Genomic DNA, 21,072 nt, shown 5'->3' on the forward strand with positions numbered 1-21,072 from the left:
ATTCACTCAGCATCGGAAGAAAATTCATCAAGTGGCGATTGTGCATCATGATTCAATAGAATTTGCACTCGCTGCTCTGCCTGTTGAAGCGTTTTCTGCCCTTGTCTTGCAAGTTGAATACCACGTTCAAATTCATTCAGGGCATCTTCTAGTGGGAGCTCTCCAGATTCTAGCCGAATAACAATGTCTTCCAGTTCTTTGAGGGCGGTTTCGAATGCCGGCATTTGTTCAATTTCTGATGTGTGATTTGCTTTAGACATAATGATTTAACGTATGGTTATTTAACGAATTACAGCAAAGCAAGTTCGTTACAGAAGTGCAGAATACCCTACTACACCAAGAAAAATAAATCATGTATTACGACTGTTTTTTTACAGGTGATACAGCCAGATGGTGTTATACTCTGCCCCCTATCCAACAGAACACTTAAGAACCATCATGGCTATTGTTTGTGATAGTTCAACATTGAATGACTACTATATCTTACTATGAAGTTTATCATTAAATTATTCCCGGAAATTACGATCAAGAGCCAGACCGTCCGGTTACGTTTTATCAAAATTCTTGCCAGTAATATTCGCAATGTGCTGAAAGCATTCGGAGACGGCATCGCTGTTGTTCGTCATTGGGATAATATCGAAGTTCGGATTAAGGATGATAACCTCGGCGCAGAAATTTGTGATGCGCTGACCCGTATTCCGGGTATTCACCATATCCTGCAAGTGGAAGAGCGAGAATATCGTGATCTGCATCATATCTTTGAACAAACTTATGAAGCATATGGGCACTTATTGCATGGAAAAACATTTTGTGTCCGAGTGAAGCGTCGTGGTAAGCACAGTTTTACCTCCAACGAAGCCGAACGTTATGTTGGTGGTGGGCTTAATCAGCATATTGAATCAGCGAAGGTGAAGCTGACCCAGCCTGATATCACCGTGAATTTAGAGATTGACCAGGATACATTGATTCTGGTGAAAGCCCGTTATGAAGGGATCGGCGGTTTCCCTGTTGGTACGCAGGAAGATGTGCTGTCACTGATTTCTGGTGGATTTGATTCTGGTGTCTCCAGCTATATGTTGATGCGCCGTGGCTGCCGTGTGCACTATTGTTTCTTTAATCTTGGTGGCTCGGCCCATGAAATTGGGGTGAAGCAGGTTGCCCATTATTTGTGGAATCGGTTTGGCAGTTCGCATAAAGTCCGTTTTGTTGCGGTTAACTTTGAACCTGTCGTTGCTGAAATTCTGGAAAAAGTGGATGACGGTCAGATGGGGGTGGTGCTGAAAAGAATGATGGTCAGAGCAGCCTCCAGGATTGCTGAACGTTATGGGGTGCAGGCGATCGTAACCGGAGAGGCTTTGGGGCAAGTTTCCAGCCAGACGTTGACTAATTTAAGGTTAATCGACAATGCCTCAGATACGTTGATTCTTCGTCCTCTGATTTCTCATGATAAAGAGCACATTATTAAGTTAGCTCGTGAGATTGGCACCGAAGATTTTGCCCGTACTATGCCGGAGTTCTGTGGGGTCATATCAAAAAGCCCAACCGTGAAGGCCGTTAAAGCCAAAATCGAAGAAGAAGAAAATCATTTTGATTTTGAGATTTTGGAACGGGTGATCAGTGAGGCTCAAAATCTGGATATCCGCCAAATTGCCGAACAGGCCAGTGAGCAAGTCGTGGAAGTGGAAATGGTTTCTGCGTTTTCCCCTGATGATGTGTTGCTGGATATCCGTTCTCCAGATGAACAGGACGATCGCCCGTTAAGTATGGATGGCATTGAGATCCACTCACTGCCTTTCTATAAATTGAGCACTCAGTTTGGTGATCTGCCGAAAGAAAGAACCTATCTGTTGTATTGTGAGCGTGGTGTAATGAGCCGTTTACAGGCACTTTATCTGCGTGAGCAAGGTTTTGACAATGTGAAGGTGTATCGACCTTAACTTGTCTTTGTCTTTCAAGTTACTGCCAATCAAGGAGCAACTTGAAAGACATCATCTGCAACGAGTTTGACACTGTGTGAGCAGGTTAATGTCGTGGAGTCATTTGCGTCAACACGGATTAACGTCTGCCCGCACAAGTCAATCAAGCGTGATCACTGCCCCGATCTCTCCGCTGTCGTGAGCCAGGTAAATAAGGGCTGAGGCGCTCATATTCTTCCTCCTTCCGCTTAATGTAATGATATATAGCGATATTCTCTGTCACGGGTAAACCGTGGATACGGGCTCGCCGCATTAAAAAACCGGTAATGTAGTCTATTTCGGTATGCCGTTGTGCTCGTATATCTTGCAGCATAGAGGAGTGATTTTCAGCAGTCTGCTCAATCACATTCAAAACATAATCAATCAGGGTTTGTTTGGTGGTATGAATATTATCATGTTCCATCACTTGATGAATTTCATCACATAATGTCTGGATTTGTGCATAGTGATGCCGTAAATCACCATTTTTGCAATTATAGATGACGGAAAGTGGGTTGATGACACAATTGACAGCAAGCTTCATCCAACTGATAGCCTGTATTTCATTATGCCAGGCGACATCGGGCAGGGAATGATGTAAAACATCGGCCAGATGGCTGAGTTTGGCAGCATTGGCTGTTATAGCCCCAATGTGGGTGATGCCTTGTGACTTGTGGTAAACGATCCCATTTTTTTGGTAGGCGCCATGAGTCGTCACGCCAAGTAAAATGGGGTTCGGCAAAGGTATTAATTCGTCTTGGGTTCCCATCCCGTTATGCAGTAACAAAATGGGGCAATGGGGAGGCAGTTTGTCAATAAGGTGATTAATCGCATTAGACACTTGCCATGCTTTTAAGCAAACGAGGAGTAACTCACTTTCAGCGAGATGTTTTTCGTCATTGGCCGTAAACTGTTGATGAAAAACCGGGCCATCAGAACGTTCGATTTGGACGGAAATAACGGGTTGCGAAACTCTCAGCCAGCCCTGAACAGGGTGATGCTGTTGGGATAAGGCAGCAAGCCACAGTTTACCTATAGCGCCACAGCCAAGAACGGTGATTTTCATATTTCTTCCTTGAGGGACGCTTTCATGATACACCTCGACTCGTCATTGAATACTGACTGTTCTCAAAATAGGATAATTTCAAAAAGAACGTTGAGCTTCCCGAGTATAGAGCTTTTGCCAATAATAGAAAGCGGTTATCATGCCGGCTTATTGATTAGCAAGAGGTGACGGGCAATGCCATCATTTGATATTGTTTCAGAAGTTGATATGCAGGAAGTGCGTAACGCGGTAGAAAATGCACAAAGAGAGTTAACTAATCGTTGGGATTTCCGCAACGTCAACGCGAGCTTTGAATTAAACGAAAAAAATGAATCGGTCAAAATTGCCAGTGAATCTGATTTTCAGGTGAACCAACTCATCGATATTCTGCGTGAGAAATTTTCTAAACGTGGCATTGATGGTTCTGTACTCAACATTCCTGAAAATATGGTTCACAGTGGCAAAACATACAGTGTCGAAGCGACCTTACAGCAAGGGATTGATACGCCACAGGCCAAAAAGATTGTGAAGCTGATTAAGGACAGTAAGTTGAAGGTGCAAGCTCAGATTCAGGGTGAGCAAGTGCGGGTAACAGGTAAGGCTCGTGATGATCTGCAAAATGTTATCGCATTGGTGCGTGGTGCAGAATTGGGACAGCCTTTCCAGTTTACTAATTTCCGGGATTGATTTTTTTGTAAAATTCAATATGTTATTTTGAATTAATTAATTTCGGGTTTTCAATCTGGATTTTTAATTAATTCTTAAATCAGGTAATTAAAAGAGTACGGTGCCTGATCCTACTTATCATACACCGTACTTTTCTGTTATCAATTTCGCTTTGTTATCAATACGGTATCTTATCCATGCGATGAGACAATCTGTTCTAACTGTTCACGGTGAGTCAGTTTGGTGTCAACTTTGACATAGGCACTGAACTCTTCTGGTGCGATGACGACATCTTTAACACCCGCTTGCGCCAATATTTCTTCCGCCAACATATCAGGATTGCGTAGTTGCTCTGGTAAAACGAGCCTGATGCTGCTGACGTATGGAGGCTGACGTAATGTCAGGCTGATGATAAACCAGAGAGCAGTCAATGCTATTCCCCCCATGAAAACGAGAGATGCGCCTTGCAACTCGTAAAGCATTCCCCCAAGGCTGCCGCCTAAAGCAACACCGAGGAATTGACTGGTAGAATAAACGCCCATGGCGGTGCCTTTGTAGCCCGCGGGTGCTTCTTTGCTAATGAGTGAGGGCAAAATGGCTTCCATAATATTAAATGCAAGGAAGAAAATCTGGATGCCCGCAAAGATCCCCCAAAGATGTGATCCCTGAGACCATAAAACGGCTTCAGCGATGAAGAGCAGGGCTATACACAGTAAGAACACCTGCTTCATACGACGTTTTGTTTCTGCATAGATAATGAAAGGTAGAACAGCGACAAAAGAGATAAGCGTGGTTATTAAATACACTTTCCAGTGTTGTTGTGGAGGAAAGCCAACTTTCTCCATAATGAGAGGGAGGGCAACAAAGCTCGACATCAATAAGGTATGCAAGCAGAGAATACCAAAATTGAGTTTCAGTAGCTGAGGATCTGAAAGTACACGTTTGAAGCTGTGACGAGCAATGCCCGATTCGCGGTTCAGTGAATGTTTATGGGTATTTGGCACAGCAAACAAAGTGATCAAGATCCCACAGCCGGCAAGGATTGCAATGATGCTAAACAGCCCGTGTAAGCCAATTTGGTGAGTGATAACCGGGCCAACAACAATCGCAAAGGCGAATGTAATCCCAAAGCTAATGCCAATAAATGCCATGGCTTTTGTTCTATTTTGTTCACGAGTAAGATCTGAAAGCAATGCCATGATAGCGGCGGATATGGCACCTGTACCTTGCAGAGCCCGCCCAATAATAATCCCCCAAATAGAGTCGCTTAAGGCAGCAATAATACTGCCTAATACAAAAATGAGAAGTCCGCCGATGATTAACGGTTTTCTGCCAACTTTGTCTGAAAGAAGCCCGAATGGGATTTGGAATATGGCCTGTGTTAGGCCATAGATACCAATGGCAATTCCGATAAGGGTTTCAGTAGCATCACGTAATTCTAAGCCATAGGTGGTTAGAACAGGTAAGACCATGAACATGCCTAACATACGCAGAGAGAAAACGGAACCTAAGCCCCATGTCGCCCGAAGTTCAAGCGGAGTCATTTTATTATCGTTCATGGATACCCCAAAAAAAATCTGATATGACATTCAATGAGATGAAGGAAAACGAACAAGTCACGTTTGTCATTGAATAAGTTGTCGCTGAATAAAGAGAGACAAGGAAAGGGAAAAGATGACAGGGTAGGCCCTGTCATCTAAATATTACCAGGCGTAAGTCATTAAGTTTTCTGGTGATGCTGACGAATCGACAGACATCATGACGCTTAATGACATGATAGCGATGATAGAAAACACAAATAACTTACGAGCCCAAAGACGGTCATTATCGGTTTTATAACCGGATAATGCCATACCTAACCACCAGATGCTCACCGCAGCAGCGACAATGAGGTATTTATAACCGGCATAACCACTGAGAGCCAGCATTAGAGTGGCAACTGTAAAGGCCAGAATATACAAAGTGATGTGGTTTTTCGCAACGGAAATACCCTTAATCACCGGTAATACCGGGATATTGGCCGCTTGGTAATCTTTGAACCGAAAAATAGCAATGGCATAAGAGTGGGGCATCTGCCACAAGCTAAAGATCAACAATAAGATCAAGGCGCCTGTATCAAAATGTCCCGCGACGGCACAGTAACCAATCACCGGAGGTGCTGCGCCTGATAAGCTCCCTACCAGCGTGCCATAAACAGATTTTCTTTTCATGTAAAGGCTGTAAACCCCAACATAAACGACAAACCCGATGAGAGCTAATTGCATTGCTAAGGCATTGGCTGCGACATAGAGCAGCACGATGCCAGCAATACCTAACACGGAGGCGTAAATCAGGCTGATTTTCGGATTGATAAGCCCTTTTACAAGGGCTCTTTCTTTCGTTCTTTCCATGATACGGTCGATATCGCGGTCGATATAGTTGTTAAATACACAACCAGATGCGACTACCAGCGATACCCCTGCCATCGTTGCAAAGAATAAGGGGTAATCTATTACGCCCTTGGAAGCGAGTAGAAAACCACCAATCGCAGAAATTAGATTTCCGAAAATAATTCCTGGTTTGGTCACTTGCAGGTATTGCTTAATCATTCAAATCAACCCTTAATCAACCATCATAAATCAACCATCATATTGATGTTCAGGTTGTACATAATCCACAGAGAGCCAACAACAACAATAGCGATGACCACCAGTGTGAATATTAAGGCAACTAGGTTCCAGCGTTCTTCAGATGATGTATTCATGTGCAGGAAGCAAATGAAATGAACAAAAATCTGAACGACAGCCATAGCAACAACGGTCACGAGAATTGTGCTGTGTGAGGCAGTCCCCTCCATCACCATCCAAAATGGGATCACGGTCAGTATGACTGACAGAACAAAACCAATCATATAGGTTTTGAAGCTACCGTGGCTGGCGCCGGAATGAGAAGTATTTGGATGACTCATTACATCGCTCCCATCAGATAAACGACAGTAAATACACAGATCCAGATAACGTCAAGGAAGTGCCAGAACAGGCTCAGGCAGTTCAGACGCATACGGTTCACATCAGTCAGGCCACGCCGTGAAACCTGAACGATCAGGGTAATGATCCAAATCAGGCCAAAGGTGACGTGTAGACCGTGGGTAGCAACCAGAGCAAAGAAGGCGGACAGGAATGCACTACGGTCAGGGCCAAAGCCCTCTTCGATCAGTTTATGGAATTCATACAATTCCATGGACACGAAGCCAAGGCCAAACAGGAAGGTAATAAACAGCCACAGGTTTACTTGAGCCACTTTACCTTTGTTCATGTTCAGCATGGCGAAACCATAGGTGATACTACTAAATAGCAGCAAGAAGGTTTCTACCAGTACAAATGGCAGTTCGAAAATTTGTTTACCCGATGGGCCTCCCGCAGTGCCATTAACTAACACGGCATAGGTAGCGAACAGACTTGCAAACAAAATCAAGTCACTCATCAGGTAGACCCAGAAACCAAAAACTTTGTTGGTTCCTGTGTCGTGGTGCCCATGAGCGTCATGGGCCGTTGTGTTATTTAGGGTTTGAGTCGACATTATTTCACACCTGCCTTTCTCAGTTCTTCGTAACGCTGATTTTCAACTTCTTCGACTTCAGCCACAGGAACGTAATAATCAACGTCTTCGTCAAAGCTTTTCACAATGCAGCTGATGATGATGCCCGCGAAGCTTGCAATCGCCATCCACCAGATATGCCAGATCAAAGCAAAACCTAAGGTCAGACAGAAAGCACTGATAATCACGCCGACACCGGTATTTTTAGGCATATGAATTTCTTCATATTTAGCTGGACGCTGATACTCAACACCTTTTTCTTTCATATCCCACCACGCATCACGAGTCTGGATATGTGGAACTTCTGCGAAGTTATAGAATGGAGGTGGCGATGAAGTTGCCCATTCCAGCGTACGGCCACCCCATGGATCACCCGTCAAATCACGGTTTTGGTCACGATCACGGATACTGACGTAGAACTGGATAACCTGACACAGAATCCCCAAGGCGATTAAGACAACGCCGCCTGCGGCAACAACCAGTAATGGATGGAATTCAGGGTTGATATCCTGGCTCAGACGACGGGTCATCCCCATGAAGCCCAGTGCGTACAGCGGCATAAAGGCAACGAAGAAACCCGTGATCCAGAACCAGAAGGCACGGACACCCCATTTTTCATTCAGTGTGAAACCAAATGCTTTCGGGAACCAGTACGTTGTACCTGCGAAGCAACCGAATACCACACCGCCGATGATAACGTTATGGAAGTGGGCGATCAGGAACAGGCTGTTATGCAGCACGAAGTTTGCGCCGGGTACCGCCAGCAGAACACCAGTCATACCACCAATGGAGAAGGTGACCAAGAAGCCAACAGTCCACAGCATTGGGGTTTTGAATTCAATACGACCACGGTACATGGTGAACAGCCAGTTGAAGATCTTAACCCCGGTTGGGATAGAGATAATCATCGTGGCAATACCAAAGAAGGCGTTGACGTTCGCGCCAGAACCCATGGTAAAGAAGTGATGCAGCCAGACAATGAACGACAGGATGGTAATAACGATTGTCGCCCAAACCAGCGAGGTATAACCAAACAGGCGTTTTTTCGAGAAGGTTGCCGTTACTTCGGAGAAAATACCAAAGACAGGCAGAACCAGAATGTAAACTTCAGGGTGACCCCACGCCCAAATCAGGTTGATATACATCATCATGTTGCCGCCCATATCGTTGGTGAAGAAATGGGTGCCTAGATAACGATCTAGCGTTAACAACGCGATGGTTACGGTCAGGATTGGGAATGCGGCGATGATCAGGATGTTGGTGCACAGTGAAGCCCAGGTGAAAACGGGCATTTTCATCATGGACATGCCTGGCGCACGCATACGCAGGATAGTAACGAAGAAGTTAACACCGGTCAGTAACGTACCGACACCGGAGAGCTGAAGACTCCAGATCCAGTAATCGACCCCGACTCCCGGGTTATACTCTAGACCCGATAGAGGCGGGTACGCCAACCAACCCGTTTGTGCAAATTCACCTACACCAAGAGAGAGGTTAATCAGTACAACACCGACAACAAATAACCAGAAACTTAATGAGTTCAGGAATGGAAATGCAACGTCGCGCGCACCGATTTGCAGCGGAACAACGACGTTCATCAGACCGACAACAAAAGGCGTTGCCATAAAGAAGATCATGATAACGCCGTGAGCGGTGAATATCTGATCATAATGGTGCGGGGGCAGGAAACCTGCTTCACCCGCGGAAGCCAGAGCTTGCTGTCCTCGCATCATGATGGCGTCAGCGAAGCCACGGAGCATCATCACCATGGCAACGATGATATACATGACACCAATTTTCTTATGGTCAACGCTGGTTAACCATTCATTCCAAAGCCATTTCCATTTACGGAAATAAGTCAAGGAACCAACAACTGCTAGTCCCCCAAGCAAGATCCCGAGTAATGTCACCACAATAATGGGTTCATGTAATGGGACTGCATCCAGTGTTAATTTTCCCCACATGCCTTTATTCCTCAACACCTGAATGAGCCGGCTGACTCATATTCATATTATGATCTGCAGCTTCACCATGTTCTGTTTTTCCATGATTTGCCATACCATGCATACCGCCATGGCCCATGTCACCCATGAATTTGGCAATCGTTTCCTGGAACAGTTGTGGTTTCACACTTGAGAAGTATTCAACTGGGTTGTTTTGGCTAGGCTTAGCCAATTCATTGAATGTTTGCACGGTATCCAGGGTTTTCGGTGATGCTTTAACTTTCTGCACCCACTCGTCAAAACCGGCACGATCTTCAGTGGCTGTTGCAGTGAATTTCATGCCAGAAAAGCCATGGCCACTGTAACTAGCTGAAAAACCATTGTATTTACCCGCAGAGTTAGCAATTAAATGCAGTTTTGTCTGCATGCCTGCCATGGCATAAATCTGACCACCTAACTGTGGGATGAAGAACGAGTTCATCACAGAGTCAGAGGTGATTTTGAAATTAATTGGAACATCTTTAGGGAATACAATTTCATTTACGGTTGCAATACCCTGTTCCGGGTAGATGAACAGCCATTTCCAGTCAAGGGAAATCACTTCAATCGTCACCGGTTTTACATCACTATCCAATGGCTTATATGGATCGAGCTCATGGGTTGTTTTCCATGTAATCGTTGCCAGAGTGATAATAATCAGGATAGGCACAGTCCAAACGACAAGCTCAATTTTATTTGAGTGTGCCCAGTTTGGACGATAGGTTGCAGATTTATTGGCTTCCCGGTAACGTAAGGCAAAGATAATTGCCATTACAATAGCCGGTATAACAACGATCAGCATCAAGCCAAACGCCGTCAGTATCAGCGTTTTTTGTTCAACGCCGATCGCCCCTTTGGGATTCATCAATACCATATCGCAACCACTTAGCATTAAAGTGGCTGCGAACAGTGATGATAACCCAATAGTTTTTTTGTATTTCATCAGTCTCATTGAGCGACCCCAGATAACAAAAGCTTTTATTGTCGTTTCATCAGTGTGGGCATTCTACGGTATGGTTACCGGAGTGTAAACAATTGTAATAGAAGCAGGTTGGCTTGTAGGCTTTTTATGCTATAGCGATCACATGTGATTCTGGATTTAACAAAACATTAATTTCGGTCCGTTATTTTAACTAAAAAATTAAAATAGACAGTTAATCGCAAAAACACACTATTTTAAAAAGAAAAAAGCGGATAAAAAACAAAGAAAAAATCACAAAATAGGTTTTGTGAACGGTGAGGTGATTGTGATTTATTGGCTGTAATGGGCAGCTTGAGACTGCCCATTGATCAAATAAGTTGTTAGAAGTTATATCTTACACTGTAAACAATACCATCCTGCCAGAAATCTTCGCCCAGTTTGTTACCTGAATAACGGTATTGAACGCCAGCGGTAAACGAAGTATGTGGCGTCCACCACAATCCAACTGCGCCATTCATACCTTCATGTCCGCCATTGCCGTAACGTTGATTGCGGTTTAGTTCAATTTCATTCCAGTTTGTGACGCTGAAGTTTTGTTCCCAAAGGTTGAAATCATATCCAGCAACCCAGCCTACGACATAGCCGTTGTTGCCTGAATAGAAAGTTTGGTCAACATAATGCAGGGCAACGAAAGGTTTAAACCATAGACCGGCCAGTGTAGTATTGTAGCCCAATCCATAGAGCGTATTCACTTCATGGAAGTTTCCGCCGTTCGCTTTGCCGGGTAATGAATAGGTTCCATAAACATGACCATAAAGGTTGAAACCCGTATCACCCAGATAGAAGCGGCCTGTTGTTTTGAAAGTATAACGTTGGTTATCGCCTGGTTGGGCTGTTTTACTGTTAAACGCATTTTCTAAATCAGCAAAACCATATAGTTCACCCCAGCTAAATCCTGCACCGCCTTCCAGTTCTAGATAAGCAAAATCGTCCTTATGTGAAGTTTGTCCGGTTTTGTGTGTGGTGTGCTCATTCCAGTCGAGGTAGTTCATGCTGACATTGCCAAACCCCGACTGGTATTCCGCATTGGCTGAAGCAGAAACTAAGGTAGCGGCAACGGCGGTTGCGGTGAGTGTCAAAATATGTCTTTTCATAAATCCCTCTATATGGTTTTCAGGTCGTTAATGGTATTTCGCAGAGTGCGAAATAAAATGTATTCGAGTAATAATATTTGTTATTGTTAATTTGAATATAAATAATTTGGTCTTGAAAAAGATATTCTTCAGGTCACAAAAAGGTATTTTTTTATTTTTTTGTGATGATTGTCACTATCGAATAGCAACAAAAGACGGAACTTTACCGATCTTTTGTTGCCGTGATGGAGATGTGGTCAGGTGTTGAATGGGAAAGTAGACTAAGCGAGTTGACTTTTCTTTAACGCCAAATAATCCAACATTCCCCCTAAAAGGATACCTAACACGCCCATCATGATACTCCCTGATAAGAGCGGGGAGATCCAATCACTGACTTTATCAAAGTACAGAATATATTCTGGAGATATAGCGTATATCAGCGATATTAAATGGATGATGATAAACAGTACGCTGCTGATAATTAACCAAACGATGAAGATCAGCGCTGCCAATATCATGATAATAAAGGCAGATTTGTAAGCGTTCTGGAACAGTGTCCGGGGGATAAAATGATCATTTTCTTGAGTATAGATCAGCGTTTTACGGCAGGCTAACAGTAATATCAGTCCCGGTAATCCGATCACAACAGAAAATAAATAAAACAGAGGCCAACCATAGGCTTCTGCAAACCATCCTGCAACTGGGCCAACGTAAACGCGGCCCACTGCGGATAATGCAGCAAGCAAAGCAAATTGTGTGGCTGAGAATGATTTATTACACAGCGTCATTAGAAGGGCGACAAAAGCTGCTGTTCCCATACCACCACAAATATTTTCCAGAAAAATGACGGCTCCCATTGAGTAGATGTCTTTAGGCGTGACAGTCAGTACCCAATAACCGAAATTTGACATGGTTTGAAGAAGGCCAAAGATCATCAGGGCGCGGAATAGGCTCATCTTATGCATCAAATAACCGCCATACAGCGCCCCGATAATGGTGGCAGCAAGTCCGAGGGATTTATTGATCATACCGACTTCGACTGGACTGAAACCAACGCCGCGAATAAGAAATGTTGTGCTAAGAGAGAGGGCAAAAGCGTCAGCGAGTTTGTACAGGATGATCAGTAGTAGGATGAGCCAGGCATTATTCCGGTTGAAAAAATCAGATAATGGTTCGAACACGGCTTGACGCAATGTTTTTGGCGGTGCAGTATTAATTTCAGGCTCTTTGGCGGTCAGCGTGGCATATACACCAAGCATCATCATACCCGCCATCACCCAATACATACTTTGCCAGCCAATATAGGTCGCCAACAATAGGGCTAATCCGCCCGAAACTAACATGGCGAGTCGGTAGCCTAGCACGGAAATCGCGGCACCAGATCCTCTTTCTTCCGGTGGCAACAAATCCGTTTTGTAGGCGTCAAAAATAATATCTTGGGAGGCGGAGAAGAATGCCACAGCCACGGCCAATGCCGCTAGCCACCATAAGTGTTGGGACGGCTGAAGAAATCCCATTGCTGCAATGCTGACGATCAGTAAAAGTTGAGTAACGAGCATCCATCCTCGCCGGCGCCCTAAAAAAGAAGGGGAATACCGATCCATCACAGGCGCCCAGAGAAACTTAAAAACATAGGCTTGACCAACCAATGTGAAAAAACCGATAGTTCGGATATCGACATTTTCGACAGTCATCCATGCTTGTAACGTTCCAGCTGTCAGTGCCAGAGGCAGACCTGAGGCAAAGCCCAGTAACAGAAGGGTACGATAATTGCGTAATGCAGAAAGGTTTAAATAACGATGGTTAGTCATGGGACTCCTAAAACTTTCTGTATCCCATTCACTTTTATCAGAATCGGCAGAAAGTTTATTCATTATCCTTTAGTGGACATTTTGTTTGATGAAAGTACTGATAGCGTCATCTTGAGCCATATCCGCGATCACGTCAGATAAAACGGTATTGACCGCATCAGCAATTTTTGCGTTTGTTGCCCCCAATGGCCCTTGTGCATTGTAGCTAGTACGGTAGTTTTTGATTTGTTTACTACCATCTTGCGCATAGGCAATGATAGAAATTTCAGCTTTTGCGGAAATATCATGACGCAGACTGCCTTCTTTCACATTGGCGTAAAGCTGATTCACAATAATTTGCAAATTGGCATTAGCGGGAGAACCAATCATATAGCCGCGGGCGACCATTTGTTTTTCTAACGCTTCTTGCAGTAAAAAACGCACATCACGGGACGGCGTCAATGTCACTAAACGTGCATCACGATTAATTTGAGCGAGGGCTTGAGATTGACGATGATCGGCCCCACTAATACTGACGGTGATTGCTTTCATCATCGGATCAGCTGTTGGTAGCGTGATTTGGGGCTGGATGGCTAAGGTATTGCCTGAGTTTGTGCAGCCAGATAATCCAGTTAAAAAGAAAAGCGTCACCAATGGAATAAATATTTTCTTTAGCATGTAGGTTTTCTCAATTCAAAATTCGGATATTCGATAGATTAATACTAGGTATCACAGTAGCGATAGTATAAATGCCGTCATCATAGCATCGCCGTTAACCGTGGCATATCCCTGGTGACTGAAACATGGGGTAAACATACTCTACGTAAATGAGGTTGAAAAGATGTGGTTAGCCCGGTGCTATCATTCACGGTAAAGAAACTCAAATTAATGAATTGGTCGATAAATAATCTTTGGTAATTGAGGAGAATGGGATGGTTCGTCAAGAAATAGAAACAAAGTTACAGGCGGCATTTAAGCCTTCTCATCTGGAAGTGATCGATGAAAGTTATCGGCACAATGTGCCGGCGGGTTCTGAAAGCCACTTTAAAATTATTCTAGTCAGCAATGAATTTGTTGAGCAAAGAATGTTGAGTCGCCATCGTTCAGTATATCGTGTTTTGGCTAAAGAATTAGAAGAAGGCGTACATGCTTTAGCCCTGCATACTTATACAGAAAAGGAGTGGAAAGAATTAGGAGACTCCGTTTTGGCTTCTCCGGCGTGTCGTGGTGGAGATAAGATGACCTCAATGTTATGATTTTTACTGATAATCCCATCGATTGTCCGTCTTTAATTTTATTAATCTGGCTTTAATTTTGAAAACCGGCTTCGGGTTGTATTTTTGTTTATCTGTGTGTCGTATAAACAATACAGTGATGTCATCATTGGGCAACGTTTATCACATAAGTCAACGAATCACGCATGCTTTTGTCTGCAATTCTCGACTCATACCGTCTGCGTCGCTATAATGCTGCGTCTAAATTTTTAGAATGGTTTCGGGACGCTTCTGATCACAGGGATTCTCGGTTTTTTAATGCGACCGCCCCCGGTTCTTAAAGAGTGTTGTAATTAGCTTCTTGCAGGCATTGCAGTCATTCTGAAGTTGACCGAGCACTATGATTTTTTTGAGGTAACAAGATGCAAGTTTCTGTTGAAACAACTCAAGGCCTTGGGCGTCGTGTGTCAATCACCGTTCCTGCTGCCGATATCGAAAAAGCAGTTAATAGTGAACTGGTTAATGTAGCAAAGAAAGTCCGTGTCGATGGCTTCCGTAAGGGTAAAGTGCCAATGAAGATCGTTAAGCAGCGTTACGGTGCTTCTGTTCTTCAGGATGTTCTGGGTGATCTGATGCAGCGCAATTTCATTAACGTGATCATTGAGCAGAAAATCAATCCAGCCGGTGCCCCAAGCTATAAACCTGAGCAGTTTAAAGAAGGTGAAGACTTCACTTATACCGTTGAATTTGAAGTTTATCCAGAAATTGAACTGAAAGGTCTGGAAGAAATTGAAATTGAAAAACCGGTTGTTGAAGTAAAAGAAGCCGACGTTGACAACATGCTTGATACTTTGCGTAAACAGCAGGCAACCTGGAAAGAAACCGATGAAGCGGCCACTGCGGAAGATCGCGTGACCGTTGATTTCACGGGTACCATTGATGGTGAAGAGTTCGAAGGCGGTAAATCAACCGATTTCGTGCTGGCAATGGGTCAAGGTCGTATGATCCCTGGTTTTGAAGAGGGTGTCGTTGCTCACAAAGCAGGTGAAGAATTTACTATTGATGTCACTTTCCCTGAAGACTATCACGCAGAAAACTTGAAAGGTAAAGCGGCGAAGTTCGCGATCAACCTGAAAAAAGTTGAACAGCGTGAACTGCCAGAACTGACTGAAGAATTCATCAAACGTTTTGGTATTGCTGACTGTACTGTTGACGGTCTGCGTGCTGAAGTTCGTAAGAACATGGAACGTGAACTGAAAAATGCTGTTCGTAACAACATCAAAACTCAGGTTTTAGATGGCCTGGTTAAGGCGAATGAAATTGAAGTTCCTGCGGCAGTCGTTGATAGTGAAATCGATGTACTGCGTCGTCAGGCGGCTCAGCGTTTTGGCGGCAATGAAAAACAAGCTCTGGAACTGCCACGTGAACTGTTCGAAGAGCAGGCTAAACGCCGTGTTGTTGTTGGTTTGTTGTTAGGCGAAGTGATCAGCAGCAATGAGCTGAAAGTCGAAGAAGAGCGCGTTACTGCGTTGATCGAAGATATGGCATCAGCTTATGAAGATCCAAAAGAAGTTGTTGAATACTACGGCAAAAATAAAGAGTTAATGAACAACATTCGCAACGTTGCTCTGGAAGAGCAGGCGGTTGAACTTGTTCTGAGTAAAGCTAAAGTTTCTGAAAAAGAAGCCGGCTTCAATGATCTTATGAACCAAAATCAACTGGCATAAGTTTCCTCTATTATTGATTGTCTGAGATGATAAGATCTCGTTTTCAATGAAGTAAACCCGCAGGCTATGTCTGCGGGTTTTTTTATTGTTCTTGAAAAAAACAGATTTAACCTCATATCCTTTCTTACTATTATGTAAAGGCTTACTACTTTTTAGAGGGGAACATCCCCTTGTTAGCTAACTTTGAATCATGGTCATCATCGCTTATCTCGAGTAGAATCAGTTATGAATGGCACCAGCGTGAGTTCTATTAGGAGACGGAAATGTCATACAGTGGCAAGCAAGATCAATATGCACCTAACATGTCTTTGGTGCCGATGGTGGTTGAACAAACGGCGCGTGGGGAGCGTGCATTTGATATTTACTCCCGCTTATTAAAAGATCGTATCATTTTTCTGACAGGGCCTGTTGAAGATCATATGGCAAACTTGATCGTTGCCCAAATGTTATTTTTGGAAGCAGAAAACCCAGAAAAAGACATTCACTTATATATCAACTCACCGGGTGGGGTGATTACCGCAGGTATGTCTATTTATGACACGATGCAGTTTATCAAACCGGATGTGAGTACTATCTGTATGGGCCAGGCTTGTTCGATGGGGGCATTCCTGTTGACCGCTGGAGCAAAAGGTAAGCGTTTCTGTCTGCCAAATTCCAGAGTAATGATTCACCAGCCGCTGGGAGGGTTCCAGGGTCAGGCAACTGACATTGAAATTCATGCGCAGGAAATCCTCAAAGTTAAAGCGCGTATGAATGAATTAATGGCAAAACACACCGGGCAACCCATTGAGAAGATTGTTGAGGATACGGAGCGTGATCGTTTCTTATCAGCCGAGGAAGCCGTAGGATACGGACTGGTTGATAGTATATTCACTCAACGTAACTAATTATTGATAACTTTATTACTCCGATGTGAGCGTGACCTGGCGTTGACGTTAAGCTGCGGAGTAATGATAGCGTTTTTTCTGTTATGCCGGATAAACTGGGATAACAGTTCATAAAGTGAGGTTGACTGATGACAGATAAGCGCAAAGACGGTTCAGGAAAGCTGCTGTATTGCTCTTTCTGCGGGAAAAGCCAACATGAAGTCCGGAAATTAATCGCCGGCCCGTCAGTGTATATCTGCGATGAATGTGTCGATTTATGTAATGACATTATTCGCGAAGAAATTAAAGAACTGATACCACATCGTGAGCGTAGCGCATTGCCTACCCCTCATGAAATTCGCCAACATTTGGATGATTACGTTATTGGTCAGGAAACAGCGAAAAAGGTGTTAGCAGTGGCTGTTTATAACCATTACAAGAGACTACGTAATGGCGATTCCAGTAATGGTGTGGAACTTGGCAAAAGCAATATTTTGTTGATTGGCCCAACAGGTAGCGGTAAGACGTTGCTGGCAGAGACACTGGCTCGCTATTTAGATGTTCCGTTCACCATGGCGGATGCCACGACATTAACCGAAGCGGGTTATGTTGGGGAAGACGTAGAAAATATTATCCAGAAACTTCTGCAAAAATGTGACTACGATGTGCAGAAAGCACAACGTGGTATCGTTTATATTGATGAAATAGATAAAATTTCCCGCAAGTCGGATAACCCTTCAATTACTCGTGATGTATCAGGAGAAGGTGTTCAGCAGGCGCTGTTGAAACTGATTGAAGGTACTGTGGCAGCCGTTCCTCCTCAAGGTGGCCGTAAACATCCGCAACAGGAATTTTTGCAAGTTGATACGTCCAAGATCCTGTTCATCTGTGGGGGCGCATTTGCTGGTTTGGACAAAGTTGTCAGTCAGCGTTTGAATGTCCGTTCAGGGATTGGTTTTAGTGCTACAGTTAAAGGCGAATCAGAGAAAGAAACGGAAGGTGAATTGCTGGCTCAGGTTGAACCAGAAGATTTGATTAAATTTGGGCTAATTCCTGAATTTATTGGCCGTCTTCCTGTTCTGGCAACATTGACTGAACTGAATGAAGAAGCGCTGATTCAAATCCTACAGCAACCGAAAAATGCGTTGACTAAACAGTATCAGGCTTTGTTTAATCTCGAAGGTGTTGAACTGGAATTCAGGAAAGAAGCACTGACTGCCATCGCGAAAAAAGCCATGGCACGTAAGACGGGTGCTCGCGGCTTGCGTTCAATTGTTGAAGGCGCTTTGCTTGATACAATGTATGACCTGCCATCAATGGAACATGTGGAAAAAGTTGTCGTTGATGAAACGGTTGTTGAAGGTCATTCCGCACCATTATTGATATATAGCAAGCCGGATGCCCAAGTTTCTGGTGAGTGAAGAAAATAGGGTAGGATGTGCCGATTATCAATATGCATTAGACAAAACAAAATGAGGGATTCTCCCTCATTTTGTTTTTGCAGGTATAGGCTATTGAATGTCAGATTCCTGTCCCCATATATTTTATATTCTTTGAAGTGAAACTCGTGAAAACCGTGTTTCACGAGATTCCTAAAACTGGCGAAAGCTAAACGAAGAGAGAGCTCTATGAATCCTGAGCGTTCCGAACGCATAGAAATCCCTGTATTGCCTTTGCGTGATGTCGTGGTTTATCCACATATGGTGATCCCTCTGTTTGTTGGGCGTGAGAAATCAATTCATTGCCTGGAAGCAGCAATGGAGCATGACAAACAAGTCATGTTAGTTGCGCAAAAAGAAGCCTCTACTGATGAACCGGGAGTCAATGATCTTTTCTCCGTAGGTACAGTGGCTTCTGTTTTGCAGATGTTAAAATTGCCAGATGGCACCGTAAAAGTTCTGGTTGAAGGCTTACAGCGCGCTCGCATTACTACGTTAACAGATAATGGCGAATATTTTTATGCGCAAATAGACTACCTTGACTCCCCTGACGTTGATGAACGTGAACAAGAAGTTCTGGTAAGAACGGCGATTAATCAGTTTGAAAGTTATATCAAACTGAATAAAAAGATCCCACCAGAAGTGTTGACATCGTTACACAATATTGAAGATGCGGCAAAGTTGGCCGATACCATTGCCGCTCATATGCCTTTGAAAATCAATGACAAGCAGACAGTTTTAGAAATGTCTAATGTGATTGAACGCATTGAATATCTGATAGCCATGATGGAATCAGAAATCGATCTGCTACAGGTAGAAAAACGTATCCGTAATCGCGTGAAAAAACAGATGGAAAAAAGCCAACGCGAGTACTACCTGAATGAGCAAATGAAAGCGATCCAAAAAGAGTTGGGCGAGATGGATGATGCGCCTGATGAAAATGAGACGCTTAGACGTAAGATCGAAGAAGCGAAAATGCCGAAAGAGGCACGTGAAAAAGCTGAAGCTGAGTTGCAGAAACTAAAAATGATGTCTCCGATGTCAGCAGAAGCAACGGTTGTTCGTAGCTACATTGATTGGATGGCGCAAGTTCCTTGGGTATCACGTAGTAAGGTGAAAAAAGATTTAGTCAAAGCCCAGGAAGTGTTGGATACAGACCATTATGGGTTGGAGCGCGTTAAAGATCGTATCCTTGAATATCTTGCGGTACAAAGCCGTGTCAGCAAGATCAAAGGGCCAATACTCTGCTTAGTAGGGCCTCCTGGTGTGGGTAAAACTTCATTAGGCCGTTCTATCGCACGTGCAACAGGGCGTAAATATGTTCGTATGGCCTTGGGCGGCGTACGTGATGAAGCAGAAATTCGTGGGCATCGCCGTACCTATATTGGTTCAATGCCGGGCAAATTAATCCAGAAGATGTCTAAAATCGGGGTTAAAAATCCCCTGTTTTTATTGGATGAAATTGACAAGATGTCATCCGATATGCGTGGTGATCCCGCTTCAGCTTTGTTGGAAGTGCTTGATCCTGAGCAAAATGTGGCATTTAACGATCACTATCTTGAAGTGGATTATGATCTCTCTGATGTCATGTTCGTGGCAACGTCTAACTCTATGAATATTCCTGCCCCATTGCTGGATCGTATGGAAGTCATTCGTTTATCGGGTTATACCGAAGATGAAAAACTGAACATTGCTAAACGTCATCTATTGCCAAAACAGATCGAGCGTAATGCGTTGAAAGCTGGTGAATTGACGATAGATGATGGTGCCATTATTGGTATTATCCGCTATTACACTCGTGAGGCTGGCGTTCGTAGTCTGGAGCGTGAACTCTCTAAATTGTGTCGTAAAGCGGTCAAAGCCTTACTGATGGATAAGAAAATTAAGCACATTGAGATCAATGCAGATAATTTGAAAAACTATCTGGGTGTGCAGAAAGTGGATTATGGTCGTGCTGATACAGAAAACCGGGTTGGTCAGGTAACAGGTCTAGCGTGGACGGAAGTTGGCGGCGACTTGCTGACGGTTGAAACAGCCAGCGTGCCGGGTAAAGGTAAATTGACTTATACCGGTTCATTAGGCGAAGTGATGCAGGAATCTATTCAGGCAGCGTTAACCGTTGTGCGGGCTCGTGCTGACAAACTGGGTATCAGTGCCGATTTCCATGAAAAACGCGATATTCATGTTCATGTACCGGAAGGGGCGACACCAAAAGATGGCCCAAGTGCCGGGATTGCAATGTGTACAGCATTGGTTTCTTGCCTGACGGGAAATCCAGTGCGTGCTGATGTCGCCATGACGGGGGAAATTACTCTGCGTGGTTTGGTTCTGCCAATTGGTGGCCTGAAAGAAAAATTGCTGGCAGCCCATCGTGGGGGAATTAAAACAGTTTTGATCCCCGATGATAATAAGCGCGATCTGGAAGAGATCCCGCAGAATGTGATCCAAGATTTGCAGATCCATCCGGTTAAGCGCATAGAGGATGTGTTATCTATCGCGTTACAGGAACCGACATTTGGTGCAGAAGTCGTCTCCTTAAAATAGTAAAAAGTGAGTGGCTTAAGCGCTGTATATAAAATTAAGGTTGGCAAGTCAATTCATACTTGTCGGCCTTTTTTTATGCCATGAAGTTAGATTCATCTGATTATCTGCTTAAATATTTTGCTGTTCCATGATTTCTTGCTAATACTGGAAAGGATTGATGTGGCGGTATAACCAATGTGTTATTCGTTATAAATCGATTTCCGTTATGATAGT

At 43.9% G+C, this 21,072-nt stretch carries 18 protein-coding genes; 7 read left to right on the top strand and 11 right to left on the bottom strand.

Features of this window, described 5'->3' with window-relative positions; genetic code table 11:
• Positions 1-2: 2 nt before the first annotated feature.
• Positions 3-260: an exodeoxyribonuclease VII small subunit gene (gene xseB, locus XPG1_RS02005; RefSeq protein WP_045957594.1), complete on the bottom strand. Its 258-nt coding sequence runs from the start codon at positions 258-260 to the stop codon at positions 3-5.
• A 228-nt stretch (positions 261-488) separates the two neighbouring features.
• On the opposite strand from xseB, the gene thiI reads away from it, so the two are divergent.
• Positions 489-1,937: a tRNA uracil 4-sulfurtransferase ThiI gene (gene thiI / locus XPG1_RS02010; RefSeq protein ID WP_045957595.1), complete on the top strand. Its 1,449-nt coding sequence runs from the start codon at positions 489-491 to the stop codon at positions 1,935-1,937.
• A 142-nt stretch (positions 1,938-2,079) separates the two neighbouring features.
• On the opposite strand, the gene panE is transcribed toward thiI, so the two are convergent.
• Positions 2,080-3,021 carry a 2-dehydropantoate 2-reductase gene (gene panE / locus XPG1_RS02015; protein WP_045957596.1) on the bottom strand — a complete coding sequence of 314 codons (942 nt, stop codon included), beginning with the start codon at positions 3,019-3,021 and terminating at the stop codon, positions 2,080-2,082.
• A gap of 174 nt (positions 3,022-3,195) precedes the next feature.
• Here panE and XPG1_RS02020 point away from each other — a divergent pair, with 174 nt between their 5' ends.
• Positions 3,196-3,687 carry a YajQ family cyclic di-GMP-binding protein gene (locus XPG1_RS02020; RefSeq protein ID WP_045957597.1) on the top strand — a complete coding sequence of 164 codons (492 nt, stop codon included), beginning with the start codon at positions 3,196-3,198 and terminating at the stop codon, positions 3,685-3,687.
• Between the two features lie 170 nt (positions 3,688-3,857).
• Here XPG1_RS02020 and XPG1_RS02025 read toward each other — a convergent pair whose 3' ends face one another.
• The 9 genes from XPG1_RS02025 to XPG1_RS02065 all read right to left on the bottom strand — a co-directional run bounded on the left by XPG1_RS02025 (position 3,858) and on the right by XPG1_RS02065 (position 13,747).
• The gene (locus XPG1_RS02025) at positions 3,858-5,225 is read right to left on the bottom strand and encodes an MFS transporter (protein WP_045957598.1); all 1,368 of its coding nucleotides are present in this window, start codon (positions 5,223-5,225) and stop codon (positions 3,858-3,860) included.
• A 144-nt stretch (positions 5,226-5,369) separates the two neighbouring features.
• Complete coding sequence (cyoE, locus tag XPG1_RS02030; protein ID WP_045957599.1) at positions 5,370-6,254, bottom strand: heme o synthase; 885 nt, start codon at positions 6,252-6,254, stop codon at positions 5,370-5,372.
• A gap of 23 nt (positions 6,255-6,277) precedes the next feature.
• A complete protein-coding gene (locus XPG1_RS02035) occupies positions 6,278-6,613 on the bottom strand; it encodes a cytochrome o ubiquinol oxidase subunit IV (RefSeq protein WP_045957600.1) in 336 nt (111 codons plus the stop codon).
• Positions 6,613-7,224 (bottom strand): cytochrome o ubiquinol oxidase subunit III, encoded by a 612-nt coding sequence (locus XPG1_RS02040; RefSeq protein WP_045957601.1) that lies wholly within the window; start codon positions 7,222-7,224, stop codon positions 6,613-6,615. The genes XPG1_RS02035 and XPG1_RS02040 overlap by 1 nt, the downstream gene beginning before the upstream one ends.
• The gene (gene cyoB, locus XPG1_RS02045) at positions 7,224-9,206 is read right to left on the bottom strand and encodes a cytochrome o ubiquinol oxidase subunit I (protein ID WP_045957602.1); all 1,983 of its coding nucleotides are present in this window, start codon (positions 9,204-9,206) and stop codon (positions 7,224-7,226) included. The genes XPG1_RS02040 and cyoB overlap by 1 nt, the downstream gene beginning before the upstream one ends.
• Positions 9,207-9,210: 4 nt before the next feature.
• A complete protein-coding gene (gene cyoA, locus XPG1_RS02050) occupies positions 9,211-10,176 on the bottom strand; it encodes a cytochrome o ubiquinol oxidase subunit II (protein ID WP_045957603.1) in 966 nt (321 codons plus the stop codon).
• A gap of 350 nt (positions 10,177-10,526) precedes the next feature.
• On the bottom strand, positions 10,527-11,300 hold the full coding sequence (locus XPG1_RS02055) for a nucleoside-specific channel-forming Tsx family protein (RefSeq protein ID WP_045957604.1): 774 nt from the start codon (positions 11,298-11,300) through the stop codon (positions 10,527-10,529).
• Between the two features lie 260 nt (positions 11,301-11,560).
• On the bottom strand, positions 11,561-13,090 hold the full coding sequence (gene ampG, locus XPG1_RS02060; protein WP_045957605.1) for a muropeptide MFS transporter AmpG: 1,530 nt from the start codon (positions 13,088-13,090) through the stop codon (positions 11,561-11,563).
• A gap of 69 nt (positions 13,091-13,159) precedes the next feature.
• A complete protein-coding gene (locus tag XPG1_RS02065; protein ID WP_045957606.1) occupies positions 13,160-13,747 on the bottom strand; it encodes a lipoprotein in 588 nt (195 codons plus the stop codon).
• Positions 13,748-14,001: 254 nt separating this feature from the next.
• On the opposite strand from XPG1_RS02065, the gene bolA reads away from it, so the two are divergent.
• From bolA to lon, 5 genes are all read left to right on the top strand, one after another.
• On the top strand, positions 14,002-14,325 hold the full coding sequence (bolA, locus tag XPG1_RS02070; RefSeq protein ID WP_045957607.1) for a transcriptional regulator BolA: 324 nt from the start codon (positions 14,002-14,004) through the stop codon (positions 14,323-14,325).
• A 380-nt stretch (positions 14,326-14,705) separates the two neighbouring features.
• Entirely contained in the window at positions 14,706-16,010 is a 1,305-nt protein-coding gene (gene tig, locus XPG1_RS02075; RefSeq protein ID WP_045957608.1) for a trigger factor, read from the top strand.
• Between the two features lie 263 nt (positions 16,011-16,273).
• Positions 16,274-16,897, top strand: coding sequence for an ATP-dependent Clp endopeptidase proteolytic subunit ClpP (clpP, locus tag XPG1_RS02080; protein WP_045957609.1), 624 nt, complete (start codon positions 16,274-16,276; stop codon positions 16,895-16,897).
• A 128-nt stretch (positions 16,898-17,025) separates the two neighbouring features.
• Complete coding sequence (gene clpX / locus XPG1_RS02085; RefSeq protein ID WP_045957610.1) at positions 17,026-18,297, top strand: ATP-dependent protease ATP-binding subunit ClpX; 1,272 nt, start codon at positions 17,026-17,028, stop codon at positions 18,295-18,297.
• A gap of 207 nt (positions 18,298-18,504) precedes the next feature.
• The gene (gene lon / locus XPG1_RS02090; RefSeq protein WP_045957611.1) at positions 18,505-20,859 is read left to right on the top strand and encodes an endopeptidase La; all 2,355 of its coding nucleotides are present in this window, start codon (positions 18,505-18,507) and stop codon (positions 20,857-20,859) included.
• Positions 20,860-21,072: the final 213 nt, after the last annotated feature.

Origin of the sequence: Xenorhabdus poinarii G6 (genome assembly GCF_000968175.1) — a bacterium.
Taxonomy (GTDB): domain Bacteria; phylum Pseudomonadota; class Gammaproteobacteria; order Enterobacterales; family Enterobacteriaceae; genus Xenorhabdus; species Xenorhabdus poinarii.